Source organism: Variovorax sp. SG517 (assembly GCF_013376045.1).
In the GTDB taxonomy this organism is placed as follows: domain Bacteria; phylum Pseudomonadota; class Gammaproteobacteria; order Burkholderiales; family Burkholderiaceae_C; genus Variovorax.
In genome coordinates, this window is sequence record NZ_JABMJG010000001.1 from 516,776 (window position 1) to 536,119 (window position 19,344).

20 protein-coding genes are annotated in these 19,344 nt (G+C 67.6%); 13 read left to right on the forward strand and 7 right to left on the reverse strand.

The annotated features are described in order from the left end of the window. Positions 1 to 12: 12 nt before the first annotated feature. From FHT32_RS02275 to FHT32_RS02285, 3 genes are read left to right on the forward strand one after another with little or no spacing between them, the layout of a single operon-like run. Positions 13 to 723 carry an amino acid ABC transporter permease gene (locus FHT32_RS02275; protein ID WP_019656680.1) on the forward strand — a complete coding sequence of 237 codons (711 nt, stop codon included), beginning with the start codon at positions 13 to 15 and terminating at the stop codon, positions 721 to 723. Next, a complete protein-coding gene (locus FHT32_RS02280) occupies positions 720 to 1,463 on the forward strand; it encodes an amino acid ABC transporter ATP-binding protein (protein WP_176663024.1) in 744 nt (247 codons plus the stop codon). Before FHT32_RS02275 ends, FHT32_RS02280 begins: the two co-directional genes overlap by 4 nt. Continuing rightward, positions 1,460 to 2,470, forward strand: coding sequence for an isopenicillin N synthase family oxygenase (locus FHT32_RS02285; protein WP_256098844.1), 1,011 nt, complete (start codon positions 1,460 to 1,462; stop codon positions 2,468 to 2,470). Before FHT32_RS02280 ends, FHT32_RS02285 begins: the two co-directional genes overlap by 4 nt. Here the strand turns inward: FHT32_RS02285 and FHT32_RS02290 are convergent. The 3 genes from FHT32_RS02290 to FHT32_RS02300 form a co-directional block, all read right to left on the reverse strand. Beyond that, positions 2,413 to 2,754, reverse strand: a complete 342-nt coding sequence (locus tag FHT32_RS02290) for a hypothetical protein (RefSeq protein ID WP_176663025.1) — start codon at positions 2,752 to 2,754, stop codon at positions 2,413 to 2,415. The genes FHT32_RS02285 and FHT32_RS02290 overlap by 58 nt on opposite strands. Positions 2,755 to 2,758: 4 nt before the next feature. Then, positions 2,759 to 3,442 (reverse strand): HAD family phosphatase, encoded by a 684-nt coding sequence (locus FHT32_RS02295; protein ID WP_176663026.1) that lies wholly within the window; start codon positions 3,440 to 3,442, stop codon positions 2,759 to 2,761. A 69-nt stretch (positions 3,443 to 3,511) separates the two neighbouring features. Beyond that, positions 3,512 to 4,852 (reverse strand): MFS transporter, encoded by a 1,341-nt coding sequence (locus FHT32_RS02300; protein WP_176663027.1) that lies wholly within the window; start codon positions 4,850 to 4,852, stop codon positions 3,512 to 3,514. 188 nt (positions 4,853 to 5,040) lie between these two features. Between FHT32_RS02300 and cyoA the strand changes: the two genes are divergently transcribed. From cyoA to FHT32_RS02340, 8 genes are read left to right on the forward strand one after another with little or no spacing between them, the layout of a single operon-like run. After that, a complete protein-coding gene (cyoA, locus tag FHT32_RS02305) occupies positions 5,041 to 6,066 on the forward strand; it encodes a ubiquinol oxidase subunit II (protein ID WP_176663028.1) in 1,026 nt (341 codons plus the stop codon). 1 nt (position 6,067) lies between these two features. Continuing rightward, a complete protein-coding gene (cyoB, locus tag FHT32_RS02310) occupies positions 6,068 to 8,071 on the forward strand; it encodes a cytochrome o ubiquinol oxidase subunit I (RefSeq protein ID WP_176663029.1) in 2,004 nt (667 codons plus the stop codon). Continuing rightward, on the forward strand, positions 8,064 to 8,726 hold the full coding sequence (gene cyoC, locus FHT32_RS02315; protein ID WP_176663030.1) for a cytochrome o ubiquinol oxidase subunit III: 663 nt from the start codon (positions 8,064 to 8,066) through the stop codon (positions 8,724 to 8,726). Before cyoB ends, cyoC begins: the two co-directional genes overlap by 8 nt. Continuing rightward, a complete protein-coding gene (cyoD, locus tag FHT32_RS02320) occupies positions 8,723 to 9,133 on the forward strand; it encodes a cytochrome o ubiquinol oxidase subunit IV (protein WP_176663031.1) in 411 nt (136 codons plus the stop codon). The genes cyoC and cyoD overlap by 4 nt, the downstream gene beginning before the upstream one ends. Beyond that, positions 9,133 to 9,933 (forward strand): SURF1 family protein, encoded by an 801-nt coding sequence (locus tag FHT32_RS02325; protein ID WP_176663032.1) that lies wholly within the window; start codon positions 9,133 to 9,135, stop codon positions 9,931 to 9,933. Before cyoD ends, FHT32_RS02325 begins: the two co-directional genes overlap by 1 nt. Next, complete coding sequence (locus FHT32_RS02330) at positions 9,887 to 11,344, forward strand: ATP-binding protein (RefSeq protein WP_256098845.1); 1,458 nt, start codon at positions 9,887 to 9,889, stop codon at positions 11,342 to 11,344. Before FHT32_RS02325 ends, FHT32_RS02330 begins: the two co-directional genes overlap by 47 nt. Further along, positions 11,325 to 11,876, forward strand: a complete 552-nt coding sequence (locus tag FHT32_RS02335) for a response regulator transcription factor (RefSeq protein WP_176663033.1) — start codon at positions 11,325 to 11,327, stop codon at positions 11,874 to 11,876. The genes FHT32_RS02330 and FHT32_RS02335 overlap by 20 nt, the downstream gene beginning before the upstream one ends. 52 nt (positions 11,877 to 11,928) lie before the next feature. After that, positions 11,929 to 12,624, forward strand: a complete 696-nt coding sequence (locus FHT32_RS02340) for a hemolysin III family protein (protein ID WP_256098846.1) — start codon at positions 11,929 to 11,931, stop codon at positions 12,622 to 12,624. Positions 12,625 to 12,732: 108 nt separating this feature from the next. On the opposite strand, the gene FHT32_RS02345 is transcribed toward FHT32_RS02340, so the two are convergent. Further along, positions 12,733 to 12,960 carry a SlyX family protein gene (locus tag FHT32_RS02345; protein WP_176663034.1) on the reverse strand — a complete coding sequence of 76 codons (228 nt, stop codon included), beginning with the start codon at positions 12,958 to 12,960 and terminating at the stop codon, positions 12,733 to 12,735. A gap of 108 nt (positions 12,961 to 13,068) precedes the next feature. Next, entirely contained in the window at positions 13,069 to 13,812 is a 744-nt protein-coding gene (locus FHT32_RS02350; RefSeq protein WP_176663035.1) for an SDR family oxidoreductase, read from the reverse strand. A gap of 125 nt (positions 13,813 to 13,937) precedes the next feature. On the opposite strand from FHT32_RS02350, the gene FHT32_RS02355 reads away from it, so the two are divergent. Further along, entirely contained in the window at positions 13,938 to 14,834 is an 897-nt protein-coding gene (locus tag FHT32_RS02355) for a LysR family transcriptional regulator (RefSeq protein ID WP_176663036.1), read from the forward strand. A 1-nt stretch (position 14,835) separates the two neighbouring features. Here FHT32_RS02355 and FHT32_RS02360 read toward each other — a convergent pair whose 3' ends face one another. Continuing rightward, complete coding sequence (locus FHT32_RS02360) at positions 14,836 to 16,344, reverse strand: MFS transporter (RefSeq protein ID WP_176663037.1); 1,509 nt, start codon at positions 16,342 to 16,344, stop codon at positions 14,836 to 14,838. Between the two features lie 112 nt (positions 16,345 to 16,456). Between FHT32_RS02360 and FHT32_RS02365 the strand changes: the two genes are divergently transcribed. Beyond that, complete coding sequence (locus FHT32_RS02365; RefSeq protein ID WP_176663038.1) at positions 16,457 to 17,350, forward strand: LysR family transcriptional regulator; 894 nt, start codon at positions 16,457 to 16,459, stop codon at positions 17,348 to 17,350. Between the two features lie 63 nt (positions 17,351 to 17,413). Here FHT32_RS02365 and FHT32_RS35290 read toward each other — a convergent pair whose 3' ends face one another. Then, complete coding sequence (locus tag FHT32_RS35290) at positions 17,414 to 19,282, reverse strand: AAA family ATPase (protein WP_305144329.1); 1,869 nt, start codon at positions 19,280 to 19,282, stop codon at positions 17,414 to 17,416. Positions 19,283 to 19,344 lie beyond the last annotated feature (62 nt).

The window sequence follows — 19,344 nt, forward strand, 5'->3', positions numbered from 1 at the left end:
GGCGACGGCGCGATGCTTCAGATCATAAACGACTACTGGGTCTACTTCCTCATCGGCCAGTATCCGAACGGTCCGCTCGGCGGGCTGGTGCTCACGCTGATCCTCGCCTCCTGCGGTCTGGTGCTGGCGCTGCCGCTGGGCATCGTGCTCGGGCTGGCGCGCGTGAGCCCGTGGCGCTGGCTGCGCTGGCCCGTCACTGGCTTCGTGTACGTGGTGCGCGGTCTGCCTCTGCTGATGGTGATCTTCTGGGCCTACTTTTTCCTGCCCAGCGTCACCGGCGTGAAGACCGACCAGTTCACCACCATGCTGATCGCACTGGTGGTGTTCGACGCCGCCTACCTCGCCGAGATCGTGCGCGCCGGCATCCAGGGCTTGCCGCGCGGACAGATGGAAACCGCCCGGGCGCTGGGCCTGGGCTACGGCGCTGCGATGCGCCTCGTGGTACTGCCGCAGGCGCTGCGCAGCATGCTGCCTTCGCTGGTGAACCAGTTCGTCTCGACCATCAAGGAGACCTCGCTGGGCTACATCATCGGGCTGGCCGAAGTGTCGTTCATCGCGACGCAGATCAACACGCAGGTGTTCACCAAGCCCGCGCAGATCTACCTGATCCTGGGCGGCACGTACTTCATTTTGTGCTTCGGCCTCTCGCGCTTCGCCTACTGGCTCGAACGCCGGCTCGCACGCCGCGGCATCTCCACCGCAGCCACCAAGGTGTCCGCATGATCGAACTCGAAAAAGTCAACAAGTGGTACGGCAGCTACCACGCGCTGGTCGACGTGACCGAAACCATCCACAAGGGCGAGGTCGTCGTGGTGTGCGGGCCGTCGGGCTCGGGCAAGTCGACGCTGATCCGCACCTTCAACCGGCTGGAGCCGATCCAGTCGGGCCGCATCGTGGTGGACGGGCAGGACATCCATGCGCCGGGGCTGGACGTGAACGAATTCCGCTCGCGCATCGGCTTCGTGTTCCAGCAGTTCAACCTGTTCCCGCACCTCACGGTGCTGCAGAACTGCACGATGGCGCCGATGCAGCTGCGCGGCCTTACGCGCAAGCAGGCCGACGAGCGCGCGATGGCGCTGCTGCACCGCGTGGGCCTGTCGAACAAGGCCAACGCCTGGCCCAGCGAGCTCTCGGGCGGCCAGCAGCAGCGCGTGGCGATCGCCCGCGCGCTCGCGATGCAGCCGCCGCTGATGCTGTTCGACGAGCCCACCAGCGCGCTCGACCCCGAGATGGTCGGCGAGGTGCTGCTGGTGATGCGCGACCTCACGCGCGACGGCATGACGATGGTGTGCGTCACGCACGAGATGGGCTTCGCGCGCGAAGTGGCCGACCGCGTGCTCTTCATGGACGAAGGCAAGGTGCTGGAGCGCGCCACGCCCGACGACTTCTTCAACCGGCCGCAGCATCCGCGCGCGCAGCAGTTCCTGGCCGACATCCGCTCCCCCTTCGCGAGAGACGCATGACCAAGATGCAAGACAACGCCCTACCCCTCATCGACGTGTCCGCGCTCGTCGCGGGCGCCGCCGCACGCGATGCCGTCGCGGCGCAGATCGGCGCCGCCTGCCGCGCCCACGGCTTCTTCTACGTGACCGGCCACGGCGTCGACCCGGCGCTGGTGAAGCGGCTCGAAGACCTGAGCCACCGCTTCTTCGACCTGCCCGAGGAAACCAAGATGCAGTGGCGCATGGCCCTCGGCGGTCGCGCCTGGCGCGGCTACTTTCCGCTCGGCGGCGAGCTGACCTCGGGCCGGCCTGACTGGAAGGAAGGCCTCTACCTGGGCACCGAGCTGCCCGCCACGCATCCGCTGGTGCAGGCGAAGACGCCGGTGCACGGGCCAAACCTGTTCCCCGGCGTGGCGGGCTTTCGCGAGACCATCCTCGATTACATGGCCGCCGTCACGCAGTTGGGCCACCGGCTGATGGAAGGCATCGCGCTGAGCCTGGGCCTCGAGGCCGGCTACTTCGCGAAGCGCTACACGGCCGACCCGCTGATCCTGTTCCGCCTCTTCAACTACCCCTCGCAGCCGGTGCCCGAGGGCCTGGACGTGCAATGGGGCGTGGGCGAGCACACCGACTACGGGCTGCTGACGATCCTCCACCAGGACCACATCGGCGGGCTTGCGGTGCACACGCCGGGCGGCTGGATCGACGCGCCGCCGGTTGCGGGCTCCTTCGTCTGCAACATCGGCGACATGCTCGACCGCATGACCGGCGGGCTCTACAAGTCGACGCCGCACCGCGTGAAGCGCAACACCTCGGGGCACGACCGGCTGTCGTTTCCCCTCTTCTTCGATCCGAACTTCGAGGCGCGCGTGCAGCGCATCGAGGGCCTCGCGGGCGCGGAGGCCCGCGACGACAGCGCCGAGCGCTGGGACCGCGCCAACGTGCACGCCTTCAACGGGCGCTACGGCGACTACCTGCTCGCGAAGGTGTCGAAGGTCTTTCCGCAGCTGCGCGACGAAGTGCTCTGAGGCGCAGGAGCCGGCGCCGGCAGGAGACCGGGCTCTTCGAGGAACGCGTCTTCCCAGTGCTCGACGCGGGCGTCGGGGTCGGAAATGGGCACGAGCTTGTCGCTGCGGCAGTAGAAGGTCCAGCCCTCGAACAGCACGTCGTAGTAGGTGCCGGGCAGGTAGCGCTCGCTCGGCGCTTCATAGGGCGCGGACACCACCTCCACGATCCGCCCCACCGCACGCTCTGTGAAGGGCGACGCCAGGCAGCTGTCGACCACATGGCAGAGCGTGCCGATCTTGATCATGCCGTCACACCTTCTGCATGACCTGTTGGGGAAACCAGCGCGGCAGGTGCGCCAGTGCGTCGTTCAGCGAATCGAGCACGTGGAAGGCCCGCTCGACGATCGATGCGGGCGGATGCTTGAGGTCGGGAACCACCACCACCCGCAGGCCCGCCGCCAGCGCCGCCTTGGCGCCGTTCTCGCTGTCCTCGAAGGCGATGCATTCGGCGGGGTCCACGCCCAGGCGCTCGGCCGCAAGCAGGTAGAGCGCCGGATCGGGCTTGGCGCGCTGCACCTCGTCGCCGCCCGCGAAGGCCGAGAAATGGTGCAGCACATCGAGGCTGCCCAGGCAGGCCTGGATCTGCACACTGGTCGACGAAGAGGCGACGGCGCAGCGCGTGCCACGCTCGCGCAGCGCCGCCAGGAATTCGGCGGCACCAGGTTTGATGGGAAAGAGCGGCGTGCCATCGGAGCGCTCCAGCTGCAGGCGCTGGCGCACGAGGCCCACCGCGTGGGTGTAGGCGGCCGGTCCGCCAAGCAGCGAGGCGAGGACGATCTGGGACTCCGCCGTGGACAGCCCCACCACCTGCATGTACTGGCTGTGCGAAAGCTCGATACCGAGCGTGCGGGCGACATCGATCCAGGCAGCCATGATGGGGCGCTCCGAGTCGATCAGCAGCCCGTCCATGTCGAAGATTGCCGCGGCGAACATCGGGGCATCGTAATGAAAAACGAAAAAGGGACCTCGAAGGTCCCTTTTTCGTGGTTGCGCGGAAAAGACTCAGTCCCGTGCCAGCGCCCGGTTGAGCCCCAGTGCCGCCAGCGTGGCGATGGCACCCGAGAGCAGGTAAACGCTCACGTAGGCCAGGCCGAAGTGGGCCGAGAGGCCCAGGGCGACCACCGGAGCGAAGGCCGCGCCGATCAGCCAGGCCACGTCGGCCGTGAGCGCGGCACCGACGTAGCGGTACTTGGGCGCGAAGTTGGAGGTCACCGCGCCGGCCGCCTGGCCGTACGACAGGCCCAGGATCACGAAGCCCAGCAGGATGAAGATGTCCTGGCCGATGCGGCCGCCGTCGAGCAGCGTGGGGGCGAAACCGCTGAACGCGGCGATCACCGCGGCGAGGCCGCCCAGCGTGAAGCGGCGGCCGATGCGGTCGGCCAGCAGGCCCGAGGCCACGATGCCGGCGGCGCCGAACACCGCGCCGACCATCTGGATCACAAGGAACTCGGTGACCGACTGGTCGGAATACAGCGTGATCCACGACAGCGGGAACACCGTGATCAGGTGGAACAGCGCATAGCTGGCCAGCGCGGCGAAGGCGCCGATCAGGATGTTGCTGCCCTGCGAGCTGACGAGCTCGGTGATGCTGGTGGGCTCCAGTTCGCGCTCTTCGAGAAGGCGCGAGTATTCGTCGGTGGCCACCAGGCGCAGGCGGGCGAAGAGCGCCACCACGTTGATCGCGAAGGCCACGTAGAAGGAATAGCGCCAGCCCCAGTCGAGGAAGTCTTCCGAGGGCAGGCTGGAATACAGGTAGGCGAACAGCGCGCTGGCGATGAAGAAGCCGATGGGGGCGCCGAGCTGGCCCAGCATGGCGTACCAGCCGCGGCGGTTGGCGGGCGCGTTCAGCGCCAGAAGCGAGGGCAGGCCGTCCCACGAACCGCCCAGCGCCAGGCCCTGGCCGAATCGGAAAACCGACAGCAGCACGATGGCGGTGAATCCCAGGCTCGCATAGCCCGGCAGGAAGGCGATGCCGGCGGTGGAGGTGCCGAGCACGAAGAGCGCCAGCGTGAGCTTGGCTTCCCGTCCGAAACGTCGCTGGATCATCATCGAGATGACGGTTCCGAACGGACGCGCGATGAAGGCGAAGGAGAAGACCAGGAACGAATAGAGGACGCCCTCGAGGTGCTGCTCGAACGGGAAGAAGACCGCCGGGAACACCAGCACCGAGGCGATGCCGTAGACGAAGAAGTCGAAATATTCGGAGGCGCGGCCGATGACCACACCCACCGCGATCTCGCCGGGCGAGATGTGCGAGTGGTCGTCGCCCGGCCGGGCGCCGCCGTGATCGGCCGGGTTCGGCATCGGCTGTGCGCCTTGCGAAATGATGCTGGACGTCGTCATTGCTTGCTGTAATTCAGATGTAACGCCGCGGCGAGACACCATAGGACCATGGGAGACCCCAGAGCGTCGCACCGAATCACGTTTACCGCCATAGGACAAAACGTCCAATAGGCGAAACCCGTCTTCAGGCGTAGATTGTGGGGTCTTTTTGCGTCGCCCCCTGCGTCCCTGCATCTCTTTTCCCCGGCATGCACATCCTCAAGAACCTTCGCCGAGCACTCCTGCTGCTCCCCGCCATGCTCCTGGCGGGCTGCAACACGGTGCTGATGAACCCCTCCGGCGACATCGCCCATCAGCAGGGACGCCTGATCGTCGTCTCCACCGTGCTGATGCTGATCATCATCATTCCGGTGATCGCCCTGACCATCTTCTTTGCCTGGCGCTATCGCCAGTCGAACAAGGAGGCCACCTACAGCCCCGACTGGGACCACTCCACCCAGCTCGAGCTGGCGATCTGGGCGGCGCCGCTGCTCATCATCATCGCGCTGGGCGCCGTCACCTGGATCAGCACCCACACGCTCGACCCCTACCAGCCGCTGCGCCGTCTCGACGCCCAGCGCGCAATTCCGGCCGAAACCAAGCCGCTGACGGTGGAAGTGGTCGCCCTCGACTGGAAGTGGCTCTTCATCTACCCCGAGCAGGGCATCGCCACGATCAACGAGCTGGCCGCCCCGGTGGACCGTCCGATCAGCTTCAAGATCACGGCCTCCTCGGTCATGAACTCCTTCTTCATCCCCGCGCTGGCTGGCCAGATCTACGCCATGCCTGGCATGGAGACCAAGCTGCACGCGGTCATCAACAAGCCGGGCGAGTTCGAAGGCTTCTCCGCCAACTACAGCGGCGCCGGCTTCTCGGGCATGCGCTTCAAGTTCCACGGCCTGAGCAACGAAGGCTTCGACCAGTGGGTGCAGAAGGTCAAGACGGGCAAGGACGGCGAACTCTCGCGCGACCTCTACAAGAAGCTCGAAGTGCCGAGCGAGCGCGAACCCGTGCGCCACTACCCCACCGTTGCATCCGACCTGTACGACGCGATCCTCAACCAGTGCGTGGACCGCAACAAGATGTGCATGAAGGAAATGATGGCCATCGACTCCAGCGGCGGCATGGGCAAGCCCGGCGCCTTCAACGTTGCCACCAAGCTGGCATGGGACGTCGAATCCCTCGATACGCCCAAGCGCAAGTACGTCACCGCGATGTGCACCACTGAAGAATAAGATGTTGCAGAACCTAGACCTGACGAAGCTCGTCTTCGGCCGCCTCTCCTGGGAGGCGATTCCCCTACACGAGCCGATCCTGCTCGTGACCTTCGCCGGCGTGATCCTGGGCGGCCTGGCCGTGCTGGGTGCACTGACCTACTTCAAGCTGTGGGGCATGCTGTGGCGCGACTGGATCACCAGCATCGACCACAAGAAGATCGGCATCATGTACATCATCCTGGGCTTGGTGATGCTGCTTCGCGGCTTCGCCGACGCGCTCATGATGCGCGCCCAGCAGGCCATCGCCTTCGGCGACAACGCGGGCTTCCTGCCGCCGCACCACTACGACCAGATCTTCACCGCCCACGGCGTGATCATGATCTTCTTCGTGGCGATGCCGCTGGTCACGGGCCTCATGAACTTCGTGGTGCCGCTGCAGATCGGCGCGCGCGACGTGGCCTTCCCGTTCCTGAACAACTTCAGCTTCTGGATGACCACCTTCGGCGCCGGCCTGGTGATGGCGTCGCTGTTCGTCGGCGAATTCGCCAAGACCGGCTGGCTGGCCTATCCGCCGCTGTCGGGCATCCTCTTCAGCCCCGACGTGGGGGTCGACTACTACATATGGTCGTTGCAGATAGCGGGGGTGGGCACGCTGCTGTCCGGCGTGAACCTGCTGGCCACCATCGTGAAGATGCGCGCGCCCGGCATGACCATGATGAAGATGCCCGTCTTCACCTGGACCGCCCTGTGCACCAACGTGCTGATCGTCGCCGCCTTCCCGGTGCTGACCGCCGTGCTGGCCCTGCTGTCGCTCGACCGCTACGCAGGCACCAACTTCTTCACGAACGACCTCGGCGGCAACGCCATGATGTACGTGAACCTGATCTGGATCTGGGGCCACCCCGAGGTGTACATCCTGATCCTGCCGGCCTTCGGCATCTTCTCCGAAGTGGTCTCCACCTTCTCCGGCAAGCGCCTCTTCGGCTACGCCTCGATGGTGTACGCCACGGTCGTGATCACCATCCTGTCGTACCTCGTCTGGCTGCACCACTTCTTCACCATGGGCTCCGGCGCCAGCGTGAACTCGTTCTTCGGCATCACGACGATGATCATCTCGATCCCGACAGGGGCGAAGATCTTCAACTGGCTGTTCACCATGTACCGCGGCCGCATCCGCTTCGAGCTGCCCATGATGTGGACCATCGGCTTCATGATCACCTTCGTGATCGGCGGCATGACCGGCGTGCTGCTGGCCGTTCCCCCGGCCGACTTCGTGCTGCACAACAGCCTGTTCCTGATCGCCCACTTCCACAACGTGATCATCGGCGGCGTGCTGTTCGGCATGCTGGCGGGCATCACCTACTGGTTCCCGAAGGCCTTCGGCTACAAGCTCGACCCGTTCTGGGGCAAGTGCTCGTTCTGGTTCTGGATCGTCGGCTTCTGGTTCGCCTTCATGCCGCTGTACATCCTGGGCCTGATGGGCGTCACCCGCCGCATGAACCACTTCCAGGACATGTCGCTGCAGATCTGGTTCCAGATCGCCGCCTTCGGCGCCGTGCTGATCGCGCTGGGCATCGCCTCGTTCCTGATCCAGCTGGTGGTGAGCTTCATCCGCCGCGACCAGCTGCGCGACACCACCGGCGACCCGTGGAACGGCCGTACGCTGGAATGGGCGACCTCGTCGCCGCCGCCGGCCTACAACTTCGCGTTCACGCCGCGCGTGCATGACAACGACGCCTGGTCCGACATGAAGGCCCGCGGCTACCAGCGTCCGCTGGAAGGCTTCAGCCCGATCCACATGCCCAAGAACACGGCCGCCGGCTTCATCATCGCGGCGCTGAGCGCGGTGTGCGGCTTCGCCCTGATCTGGCAGATGTGGCTGCTGGCCGGCATCGGCTTCGTCGCCATGCTCGCCGCCGTGATCATCCACACCTTCAACTACAAGCGCGACTACTACATCCCCACGGAAGAAGTCGTCCGTACCGAAGAAGCGCGCACGCGCCTGCTGGCTGCCAATGTCTAACAGTACCGTCCTCAATTCCAGCCACACGAACACCGTGGGCAACGCCGCGAGCGTGCCCACCTTCGAGGTGTTCAACGTCCGCAACGAAGACCACCACCCCGAGAACGGCACGCTGCTGGGGTTCTGGCTCTACCTGATGAGCGACTGCCTCATCTTCGCCTGCCTGTTCGCGGTGTACGGCGTGCTGGGTCGCAGCTATGCGGCCGGCCCCTCGGGCGCCGACCTGTTCGACCTGCCGCTGGTGGCGATCAACACCTCGCTGCTGCTGCTGTCGTCCATCACCTATGGCTTCGCCGTGCTCGAGATGCAGAAGCGCCGCATGCGTGGCATGCTGGTCTGGCTGGCCATCACCGGCCTGCTGGGCGCGGGCTTCATCGGCCTGGAGCTCTACGAGTTCGCGCACCTGATCCACGAAGGCGCGGGCCCGCAGCGCAGCGCCTTCCTGTCGTCGTTCTTCGCGCTGGTGGGCACCCACGGCCTGCACGTGACCTTCGGCATCGTCTGGCTCATCGTGCTGATGATCCAGCTGCCCAAGCACGGCTTCACCGCCGCCAACCGCCGCCGCCTGATGTGCCTGTCGATGTTCTGGCACTTTCTGGACGTGGTCTGGATCGGCGTTTTCACCTTCGTGTATCTGATGGGATCGCTGCAATGAGCGCGCACACCGAAACCGCCGGCCACGGCGCACATGGCCATGGCCACGACGACCACGGGCACGATGACGGCCCGGTGAGCCACAGCACCTTCAAGGGCTACATGACCGGCTTCGTGCTGGCCGTGATCCTCACCGCCATTCCGTTCTGGCTGGTGATGGGCAAGGTCTTCGACAAGCCGAGCACCACCGCGCTCGTCATCCTGGCCTTCGCCGTGGTGCAGATCGTGGTGCACATGGTGTACTTCCTGCACATGGACGCCAAGTCCGAAGGCGGCTGGAACATGCTGGCGCTGATCTTCACGCTCGTGCTCGTGGTCATCACGCTGGCCGGTTCGCTGTGGGTCATGTACCACATGAACACCAACATGATGCCGCACTCGGTGCACGACATGAAGAACATGCCCTGATGGCGCAGCAGGCCGTCCGCCGGCGCTCCACCGCCGCACGGGTGGCGCTGGCGGTCTGCGCCGTCCTCGCCTTCGCCGGCTTCGTCGCGCTCGGCACCTGGCAGGTCGAGCGCAGGGCCTGGAAGCTGGATCTCATCGCACGCGTCGACCAGCGCGTGCACGCCCCGGCCACCGCGGCCCCCGGGCGGACCGAATGGCCCACGGTCAACGCGGCCAACGACGAATACCGGCATGTCCGCCTTGCCGGCACCTTCCTCCACGACAAAGAGACGCTGGTGCAGGCCAGCACGAAGCTCGGCGCCGGCTTCTGGGTGCTGACCCCGCTGCGCAGCAGCGCCGACGGCAGCGTCGTGCTCGTCAACCGGGGATTCGTGCCTCCTGAAGCGCAGAAACGCGAGGCGCGCACTGCGACCGAACCGCAGGGCGAGACCACCGTGGCAGGCCTGCTGCGCCTGACCGAGCCCAAGGGCGGCTTCCTGCGCAAGAACGATCCGGCCGGCGACCGCTGGTTCTCGCGCGACGTGCAGGCCATCGCCGCCGCGCGCGGCCTGAGCGATGTGGCGCCCTACTTCGTCGATGCCGAGGCCGCGCAAGCCCCTTCGTCAGCCGCCGACACCCCCGCCTGGCCCGCAGCCGGCCTGACGGTCATTTCCTTTCCCAACAGCCACCTCGTCTACGCCCTGACCTGGTATGGCCTGGCCCTGATGGTGCTGATCGCGGCCTGGTTCGTGCGGCGCAGCGAAAATGCGGCCCATGCCGACGCCCGCCCCGCCGACCAAGATGCCCGCCGCGACGGCTGAGTCCGCCGCAGTCGCGGGCGAGCTGCAGCCTCCCCGCGCCGGCGTCGCGAGCCTCGACAACGCCATCGGCCACCAGAACATGCAGCAGCTGATACAGCTGCGCTGGTTCGCGGTGGTCGGACAGGTCGCCACCATCCTGGTGGTGCACTACGGCTTCGAGATCCGGCTGCCGCTGGACCACATGCTGCAGGTGCTGGCCTGCCTCGCCCTCTTCAACATGGTGAGCCTGCTGCGCTCGCGCAGCCACCGGCGCGTGACCAACGGCGAGCTGTTCGTCGCGCTGCTGGTCGACGTGGCCACCCTCACCGCGCAGCTCTACCTGAGCGGCGGCGCGACCAACCCCTTCGTGTTTCTCTTCCTGCTGCAGGTGACGCTGGGCGCGGTGCTGCTGAAGGCCTGGTCGACCTGGACCATGGTGGTCATCACCAGCATCTGCTTCGCCGGACTCGCGCTGTTCTCGCGCCCGCTCGCGCTGCCGCTGGACCACGACCGCGGCCTGTGGAGCCCCTACATCCAGGGCATGCTGGTGTGCTTCGCGCTCAATGCGGCGCTGCTCGTGATCTTCATCACCCGCATCAGCCGCAACCTGCGCGCGCGCGACGCGCGGCTGGCCGACCTGCGGCAGCGCGCCTCGGAAGAAGAGCACATCGTGCGCATGGGCCTGCTGGCTTCGGGCGCAGCGCACGAGCTGGGCACGCCGCTTGCCACGCTCGCGGTGATCCTCGGCGACTGGCGCCGACTGCCGCATTTCAGCTCCGACCCCGAGCTGCTCACCGAGGTGGCCGAGATGGAACTGCAGATCCAGCGCTGCAAGAGCATCGTGAGCGGCATCCTGCTGTCGGCCGGCGAGGCGCGTGGCGAGTCTTCGGAGGAAACCACCGTCAGCACCTTCCTCGACGACCTCGTCGAGGAGTGGCGCACCACCCGCCCCGTGGAAGACTTCGAGTACGACAACCGCTTCGGCCGCGACCTGCCCATGGTTTCCGACTCGGCCCTCAAGCAGATGATCTGCAACGTGCTCGACAATGCGCTGGAGGCGTCGCCGCACTGGCTGCGCCTCGAGGCGGCGCACGACGCCGACGCGCTGACGATCACCGTCACCGACGCAGGCCCCGGCTTCCTGCCGGCCATCCTCAAGGAGTTCGGCAAGCCCTACCAGTCGAGCAAGGGCCGCGCGGGCGGCGGGCTGGGGCTGTTCCTGGTGGTGAACGTGGCGCGCACCGTGGGTGGACGCGTCGTGGCGGCCAACCGACCCGAGGGCGGCGCCGTCGTGAAGATCACGCTGCCGCTCGCGGCCATCGTGCTCGAGGAAGAAGAGACGGAAGTGGACGACGACGCGGACGACGAAGAAGCCCTCGCGGCCGCCGGCAGGACCATCGGAATGGAAGGCAATGAGCGAAACAGAAGCTGAAGCGCAGCGCCAGTTGCTGATCGTCGAGGACGACGGCGCCTTCGCGCGCGCGCTCGGCCGCTCGTTCGAGCGCCGTGGCTATGCGGTGGCGCACGCGAGCAATCTCGCGGAAGTGGAAGCCCTGCTGGCTGGCGGCACGCCCGGCTACGCGGTGGTCGACCTCAAGCTCAACGGCGAGGCCTCGGGCCTGGCCTGCGTGCAGATGCTGCACCGGCACAACCCGAAGATGCTGATCGTGGTGCTCACGGGCTTCGCGAGCATCGCCACCGCGGTGGAAGCCATCAAGCTCGGCGCCTGCCACTACCTGGCCAAGCCCTCGAACACCGACGACATCGAGGCCGCCTTCGGCCGCGCCACCGGCACCACCGAGGTGGAGCTGACCAACCGCTCCACCTCGATCAAGACGCTCGAATGGGAGCGCATCCACGAGACGCTGGCCGAGACCGGCTTCAACATCTCCGAGACCGCGCGCAGGCTCGGCATGCACCGGCGGACGCTGGCACGCAAGCTGGGCAAGCAGCAGGTCAAGTAGGCAAGCCCTCTCGGCTTCCAACCCGACACACTTCATTGCGAACGGACAGACGATGACCTTTTCACCGCCCTCTCCCTCATCCCCGCAACGCAGCAAAACCGCCGTCCTCGCCGCGCGCGACCAGACGGCGATGGAGGAGCTCTTCAACGCCCTGAGCCACGGCCTGGGCCTTGCGCTGGCGATTGCCTCGCTGCCGATCCTGGTCTACAGCGCCGCACAGAAGGGCCAGGCCGCGGCCGTGGTCGGCGCCAGCCTGTTCGCGGGCACGGCCATCGTGCTGTACCTGATCTCCACGCTCTACCACGCGCTGCCCATCGGCCGCGCCAAGGCCTGGTTCAACCGGCTGGACCACGCGGCCATCTACCTCTTCATCGCGGGCAGCTACATGCCCTTCCTGTTCGGCGTGCTGCGCGGCCCGCTGGGCTGGACGCTGTTCGGCGCCATCTGCGCGGCCGCGGCGCTGGGCGTGGGCGCCAAGCTGTTCAACCGGCTGAAGCATCCGCTGTGGTCCACTGGCCTGTACGTGGCGATGGGCTGGATGGCGCTGATGGCCGCCGTGCCGCTGTACGAGCGCATGTCGGCAGCGGGCCTTGGCTGGCTGGTGGCCGGCGGGCTGTTCTATACGGCCGGTGCGGTGGTGTTCCTGTTTGACAACAAGGTGCGCTTTGCCCACTCCGTGTGGCACCTCTTCGTGCTCGCCGGCAGCACCTGCCACTTCTTCGCCGTGCTCTGGCATGCGCATGGGTAACTCCCCCAGGCTTCGCGCACTTCGTGTCGCTTCGCCAACCCCCTCGCCGGGGGCAGCACCGGCGGCCCGGCAAAGCCGGTTCCGCGGTGCTCCGCGAAAGAGCCTCTACTAATAGTGCGGTGGGAGCTCGTCGCGCGGGTTGCGCGGCGCGCCATCCGGGCCTGTGCTCTGCATCTGTTCCTTCAGCTGCGTGACCTGCAGGATCAGCCGGTCGATTTGCTGCTGTTGGCGGTAGATCGTCATGTTCAGCTGGTCGAGCAGGTCTTCGGCGTAGCTAGCCTTGATCTCGAGCTCGGTCACGCGTTCGGCAATGAGGTCGTGGGACGGGTTTTCCATGCCGCTATTGGACAGGAAGACCGCCTCGCTCTTTGTGACGCCTTGCTTAGCGACGCACCTTCGCCTCCAGCAGGTCGGCCATGCCGATGCGCTTCGTGTCCGATGGACTCAAGCCAGGCCGCCATTGGCACGCAGGATCTGGCCATTGACCCAGCCCGCGTCGGGCCCGGCGAGGAAGGACACCACCGATGCGATGTCCTCGGGCTGGCCCAGGCGCTGCAGCGGCGGCATCTTTGCGAAGGCCTGGACCTGCTCCTCGGTCTTGCCGTCGAGGAACAGCGAGGTGGCGATCGGGCCCGGCGCCACGGCGTTCACCGTGATGCTGCGGCCGCGCAGCTCCTTGGCGAAAACGTGCGTGAAGGCCTCGACCGCCGCCTTGGTGGCGTTGTAGATCGCGTAGCCGGGCATGTTCAGCGCGAGCGTGGTGCTGGAGAAGTTGACGATGCGCCCGCCCTCGTTGAGCCGTGCGGCGGCTTCGCGCAGCGTGTTGAAGGTGCCTCGCACGTTGATGTCGAAGGTCTGGTCGTAGTGCGCGTCGCTGTGCTCGGCCAGCGGCAGGGTATTGAGCACGCCGGCGTTGTTGACCAGCACGTCGACCTTGCCGAGCTGCGCCTCGACGGCGTCGAACATCGCGCGCACTTCGTCGGCGCTGGCCACGTCGGCCTTGATGGCGACGGCCTTGCCGCCGGCGGCCTTCAGCTCGGCGACGAGGGCCTCGGCCTGGGCAGGGCTCGACGCGTAGTTGACGGCGACGGCGAAGCCGTCACGGGCGAGGCGCTGGGCGACGGCGGCACCGATGCCGCGCGATGCGCCGGTGACGATGGCGACCTTGGGGTTGGAAGAGGGGGTCATGGCGGGTGTCCTTTGGTGGAAGTTCGTTGGTGAGGCGAATCTTCGATCGTTCCACTCAAAAGATAATCAGCGCCATATCGCCATTACCATTCCATTTATTTCAACAATAAACCGGTGAATCGCCCATGGACCGCTTCCAGGAAATGCAGGCCTTCGTGCGCATCGCCGAGCGCCAGAGCTTCACGCAGGCCTCCGAAGACCTGCAGATTCCCCGCGCGACCGTCACCAACCTGATCAAGCGCGTGGAGCAGCGCCTCGGCACCCGGCTGCTGGAGCGCACCACCCGCACCGTGCGCCTCACGCAGGACGGCGAGGCCTACTACCGCCGCTGCGTGCGGCTGCTAGCCGACGTGGAGGAAGCCGAGGGCCTGTTCCGCGACGCGGCGCCCAAGGGCCTGCTGCGCGTGAACCTGCAGGGCACGCTGGCGCGGCATTTCGTGGTGCCGGCGCTGCCTGGCTTCCTGGCGCACCATCCGGAGCTGGAGCTGCACATCGGCGAGGACGACCGCCTCGTCGACCTGGTGCGCGAGGGCGTCGATTGCGTGCTGCGCGCGGGCACGCTGCAGGACTCGTCGATGGTCGGGCGGCGCGTGGCGCTGCTGCCGCAGGTCACGGTCGCGAGCCCCGCCTACCTGGCGGCGCACGGCGAGCCCCGCAGCCCGGATGAGCTGGCCTCGCACCGCGCCATCCACTACGTCTCCAGCGCCACGGGCAAGGCCCTGCCGCTCGAATTCACGGTCGACGGGCGGGTGACGAGCGTGCAGCTCGGCGGCATCGTCTCGGTGACCGGTGCTGACCTCTACACCGGCTCGGCCGTCGCGGGACTGGGGCTGGTGCAGGTGCCGCGCTACCGCGTGGCCAGTGAACTGGCGGACGGGCGGCTGAAGGTTCTGCTGGCGGAGTTCGCGCCGCCGCCGATGCCCGTCTCGGTGCTCTATGCGCAGAACCGGCAGCTGTCGTCGCGCGTGCGCGTGTTCACGCAGTGGCTGCGCGACATCTTCGAGGCCGCCGAGGCATCCTGAATCAGCAGGCCGTCGACTCCAGCGCCACCGCGCCGGCCTCGGCATGCGTCTGGCCGCGCAGGAAGGAGAACACGACGAACGCCGTCAGCACCGTCACCCCCGCCAGCACGCACAGCAGCGTGCCGAACGCCGCGCCATAGGCATGCAGCAGCCCCGCGCGGTCCATGCCGGGCAGCAAGGCCAGCGCCTGCGAGAGGTTGCCGGTGGTCACGCGCTGCGCCGCCTGCGATGCGCCGGCGACTTGCCCCAGATGCGCCGTCACCAGCGCAGTCAGGCCCGCTCCGACGAGCGCCAGCGCGATGCCCTCACCCGCCACCCGCACTGTGTTGAAGATGCCCGACGCCATGCCCGCGCGCTCGCGCGGCACCACGCTCACGGCCAGCCCGTCCATCAGGCCCCAGGGCAGCCCGATGCCCGCGCCGATCAGCAGCAGCGGCCACGCCATCCCGGCAAGCGGCGTGCCCGGCGCGCAGCGGCTGAGCCAGAAAAGGCCCGCCGCGCACACCAGCAGCCCCACGGCCGAGATCGCGCCGGCCGAGAACCGGTGCGCCAGCGACGCCGCCAGCGTCGGCACCACGAGGATCGGCCCCGAGAGCGCGAACATGAAGGCGCCCGCCTCGATGGCACTGCGCCCTTCGAGCCCGATGAAGCGGATCGGCAGCAGCACCAGCAGCACGACGAAGCCGTAGGCTGGCGCAGCCGCCAGCAGTTGCACGCCCACGAAGCGCGGGAAGCGGAACAGCGACAGGTCGAGCATCGGATGCGCCACCCGCCTTTCGATGGCGACGAAGACTGCGCCCATCGCCGCCGCGCCCATGAGCGCACCAAGCACCCACGGGCTGCCCCAGCCGCTGTCGGGCGCCTGCAGCACGCCCAGCGTCAGCAGGCTCAGCGCGGCGGTGAAGCTCAGCGTGCCCGGCACGTCGAGCCCCATCGCCTGCGAGTTGCGCGACTCGCGCATCGCCAGCGAAGCGATGCACAGCGCCGCGAGGCTCACCGCGCCCGGGCTCAGCATCACGGCCTGCCAGCCGAAGCGCTCCGCGAGCCAGCCCGAGACGATGGCGCCGCAGGACAGCCCCACGCCGAACGAGGTGCCGATCAGGCTGAAGGCCCGCGTGCGCGCCGCGCCGTCGAACACCTGGGCCAGCGCGGCCGTGCCAGCCGCGAAGGCCGCCGCCGAACCCAGCCCCTGCAGCGCGCGCGCCAGGTCGAAGGCCAGGATGCCTGGCGCCAGCGTCAGCAGCGAACCGCTGAACGCCACCACCGCGAGCCCCAGCAGGAAGACGCGCTTGCGCCCGTACGCATCGGCCAGCGCGCCGGCCGCCATCAGCGTGGCGCCGAAGCTCAGCATGAAGGCGTTGGTCACCCAGTTGAGCTGCACCGGGCTGCCGCCCAGCGCGTCGCGCACGGCGGGCAGCACCACCGCCGGGCCGGTGAAGCTCAGCGGCATGCCCAGCGCCGCGAGGCAGACCGCGGCCAGGAGCCAGTTTCTGGAGGAAGAGGCGGACATCAGAAACGTGCTTTCGCGGAAGGTGAAAAGGAAGGCACGAAGATAGAAAGGAATCAATGCGCTGAGAATCGCCCCATTGCTCCACACACTCCCAGCCAAAGGTTGCCAATCCATGGACAGCTTCAGCGGACTCGAATCCTTCGTGCGGGCGGCCGACCTGTCGAGCTTTGCCAAGGCCGGCCGGCTCCTGGGCATCTCGGCCTCGGCCGTGGGCAAGAACGTCGCGCGGCTCGAAGAGCAGCTAGGCGTGCGCCTCTTCAACCGCACCACGCGGCACATGCGGCTCACGCAGGAAGGCGCCCTCTTCCATGAGCGCTGCCGCCGCATCCTCGACGAGCTGGACGACGCGCGGGCCATGATGCAGGACGCCATCGCCGCGCCGCGCGGCCGGCTGCGCGTGAGCCTGCCGACCATCGGCTACCGATTCCTGCTGCCGATGCTGCCGGCCTTCAGGGAGCGCTACCCCGAGATCGAGCTCGACCTCGACTTCAACGACCGGCTTGTCGACGTGATCGCCGAGGGCGTCGACGTGGCGATCCGCAGCGGCGAGCTGGTCGACTCGCAACTGGTGGCGCGCCGGCTCGGCCCGTTCCACTTCGTGCTCGTCGCCTCGCCGGCCTACCTCGAGCGCCACGGCGTGCCGCAGACCCCGGCCGACCTCGCGCGGCACACCTGCCTGCGCTACAAGTTCGCCACCGGCGGAAAGATCGAGGACTGGGTCCTGCCCGGCCTGCCCGCGCAGCTGCCGCCCGGCCTGCTGTGCAACAACATGGAAGCCATGCTCGGCGCAGCGGTCGCCGGCCTCGGCGTGGCCTACATGCCCGACTTCCTCGCGCGCGACTCGCTGTGCCGCGGCGAACTGCAGCGCGTCCTGGCCACGCACCTCGTGCGCCAGGGCCAATTCACGGCGCTATGGCCGTCGAGCCGGCAGCTGTCGCCGAAGGTGCGGGCGTTCGTGGACTTTGCGGGGGAGCACATGTTCAGGGAGGAAGCGATGGCGCCATGAACCGAGGAAGGACCTGCGCACGCGGCTCATGGTCGGCGCCGCATGAGTTGAAAGGCCCGCCCGTCAGGCGACTTCTGCCGGCTGCTCTGCTTGCTGACCGATGGCGGCAACCGGCTCCTCGACGCTTTGCGTCACGGGAGTCTCCGCGGGCATGGCAGCCACGGCGACCGGCGCCGCCGCGACAGGCTCGACTGGCTTGGTGCTCTCGGCGATCAGCGGCTTTCCCGATTCGGGCATCGCAGCCGTAACGACGGGCTCTACCGCTTCGGGCTTGGCTGCATCGGTCTTCGCGGGAGCGGCAGCCTTCGCCGCCTCGGGCATCGCGGGCGCGGGCGCGGCCACTGCGACAGGTACCGCTTCCACCGGTTTGGCACTTTCCACGACCACGGGCTTCGCGAGTTCTGGCTTCACAGGCTCCGGCTTGGGCGTCTCGGCGGACTTTGCCGATTTCACAGCCTTGACGGGCGCGGGCTTCACCGGTTCCTGTATCGCCGCCACCGGCTTCGCAGCCTCCTGCTTCACCGGCTCGCTCGCCATCCGGCTCAGCGCCAGCGCGGCCTTCAGCGGGAACAGCGTGCGCTCGTCGCCCTCCGCGGCATTGCTCACCGTGGTGCCCGCCGTCTCGCTCAGGCTCGCGGTACGCACGGCGTCGAGGCGGTGCGTGGGCACCATGAACGGCGAATGCGTGGTGTAGATGACCTGGTTGCCGGCGAAGTCCTTTTCGAGGTGGGCCAGCAGGTCGGCCTGCGAATGGGGGTGCAGGTGCAGGCCGGGTTCGTCGAGCAGCAGCACGGCGTCTTCGGCCTGGCCGCCCTGGGTGTCGGCGAAGAAGGCGACGTAGAACGAGAAGAACCACTGGAAGCCGCGGCTGCGCTCCTCCAGGTTCACCTCGACCTCGTAGGCGGCGTTCGGGTCGGACACCAGCGTGTCGAGGTACTGGCCGTCGAGGTTGAAGCGCACCTTCAGCGCGCGGTCCTTCCAGAGGCGGCGGATCTCGGCCGTCACCACCGAGCCGGCGCGGTTGACGAGCTGGTTGCGCGTGGCCTGGTCGTTCTTCTCGAGCAGGGCCTGCAGCTGCCGCAGGTCGAGCCCCGCGACCTTGCACAGCCTGCCGAAGCTCTGCTGCTCGGGCGTGAGCTGGCCCCAGCCCTCGCGCCCCAGGTATTCGGCGATGTTCTGGCGCCCGGGCAGCGCCGGGTATTCGTCGACGTAGACGAAGCGCGGCAGCTTGCCGATCACCCATTCCTGGGCGCGCTCCAGCGCGGGCGCGTCGTTGGCGATGGAAAGCGCGGTTTCCTCCAGCTCGGCGAGCATCTGGTCCTGCTTGTCGCTGAGCTCGGCGCCCGCCACGGCCAGCGCCTTGCGCAGGGCCTGGGCCGCCTTGATGGCGCCTGCCGACCACTTGATGTAGTCGGGGCTCATGATCATCGCGGCGTCGAAGACGTCGGCTTCCTGCTCGAGCGCGGCCTTCGCGGCTTCGTCGGTGACCTTCTCGGCCGCCGCCTTGACGGCCGGCACGATCTTGCGGACCTTGGCCTTGGTGTCGCTCACATCGAGCGACAGGGCGCCGAGTCCTTCGAACCCGGCCGAGCGGGCGGCGGCATAGCCCCGGCTCGCGGTGACGTGGCGCACGCCGGCCGCGCGCGGCAGGATCGCGGCCAGCTCGGCCTGCTCGCTCTCGTCGAGGCTCCAGCGCGTGAACACGACCGGTGTTTCGCCCGTGCACTCTTCCAGGCGGCGATGGCGCGGGAAGTCCTTGATGGGGCTGAGTTCGGCGACGCCTTCCGCCGGGTTCAGGCTGTGCAGCGCGCGCAGCAGGTTCGACTTGCCGCTGTCATTCCGGCCGAGGATCGCCGTGATCTGCGTGGAATCGATGGGGCCGCTGTCGTTGATCGAGCGAAAGTTGGTGATCTGGAATGACGCCAGGCGCATGCGAGGATTTCTCTCTTCTGAAATGGATACGGGGCCGGGGAATGTATTGCATCCCCGGCCCC

Coding starts and splice junctions, on each gene's coding strand:
- FHT32_RS02285 (WP_256098844.1), top strand. CDS start 1,460: ATGACCAAGATGCAAGACAACGCCCTACCCCTCATCGACGTGTCCGCG.
- FHT32_RS02280 (WP_176663024.1), top strand. CDS start 720: ATGATCGAACTCGAAAAAGTCAACAAGTGGTACGGCAGCTACCACGCG.
- cyoD (WP_176663031.1), top strand. CDS start 8,723: ATGAGCGCGCACACCGAAACCGCCGGCCACGGCGCACATGGCCATGGC.
- FHT32_RS02345 (WP_176663034.1), bottom strand. CDS start 12,960: ATGGAAAACCCGTCCCACGACCTCATTGCCGAACGCGTGACCGAGCTC.
- cyoB (WP_176663029.1), top strand. CDS start 6,068: ATGTTGCAGAACCTAGACCTGACGAAGCTCGTCTTCGGCCGCCTCTCC.
- FHT32_RS02350 (WP_176663035.1), bottom strand. CDS start 13,812: ATGACCCCCTCTTCCAACCCCAAGGTCGCCATCGTCACCGGCGCATCG.
- FHT32_RS02295 (WP_176663026.1), bottom strand. CDS start 3,442: ATGTTCGCCGCGGCAATCTTCGACATGGACGGGCTGCTGATCGACTCG.
- FHT32_RS02355 (WP_176663036.1), top strand. CDS start 13,938: ATGGACCGCTTCCAGGAAATGCAGGCCTTCGTGCGCATCGCCGAGCGC.
- cyoC (WP_176663030.1), top strand. CDS start 8,064: ATGTCTAACAGTACCGTCCTCAATTCCAGCCACACGAACACCGTGGGC.
- FHT32_RS02300 (WP_176663027.1), bottom strand. CDS start 4,852: ATGACGACGTCCAGCATCATTTCGCAAGGCGCACAGCCGATGCCGAAC.
- FHT32_RS02325 (WP_176663032.1), top strand. CDS start 9,133: ATGGCGCAGCAGGCCGTCCGCCGGCGCTCCACCGCCGCACGGGTGGCG.
- FHT32_RS02365 (WP_176663038.1), top strand. CDS start 16,457: ATGGACAGCTTCAGCGGACTCGAATCCTTCGTGCGGGCGGCCGACCTG.
- FHT32_RS02330 (WP_256098845.1), top strand. CDS start 9,887: ATGCCGACGCCCGCCCCGCCGACCAAGATGCCCGCCGCGACGGCTGAG.
- FHT32_RS02360 (WP_176663037.1), bottom strand. CDS start 16,344: ATGTCCGCCTCTTCCTCCAGAAACTGGCTCCTGGCCGCGGTCTGCCTC.
- FHT32_RS02290 (WP_176663025.1), bottom strand. CDS start 2,754: ATGATCAAGATCGGCACGCTCTGCCATGTGGTCGACAGCTGCCTGGCG.
- FHT32_RS35290 (WP_305144329.1), bottom strand. CDS start 19,282: ATGCGCCTGGCGTCATTCCAGATCACCAACTTTCGCTCGATCAACGAC.
- FHT32_RS02335 (WP_176663033.1), top strand. CDS start 11,325: ATGAGCGAAACAGAAGCTGAAGCGCAGCGCCAGTTGCTGATCGTCGAG.
- cyoA (WP_176663028.1), top strand. CDS start 5,041: ATGCACATCCTCAAGAACCTTCGCCGAGCACTCCTGCTGCTCCCCGCC.
- FHT32_RS02275 (WP_019656680.1), top strand. CDS start 13: ATGCTTCAGATCATAAACGACTACTGGGTCTACTTCCTCATCGGCCAG.
- FHT32_RS02340 (WP_256098846.1), top strand. CDS start 11,929: ATGACCTTTTCACCGCCCTCTCCCTCATCCCCGCAACGCAGCAAAACC.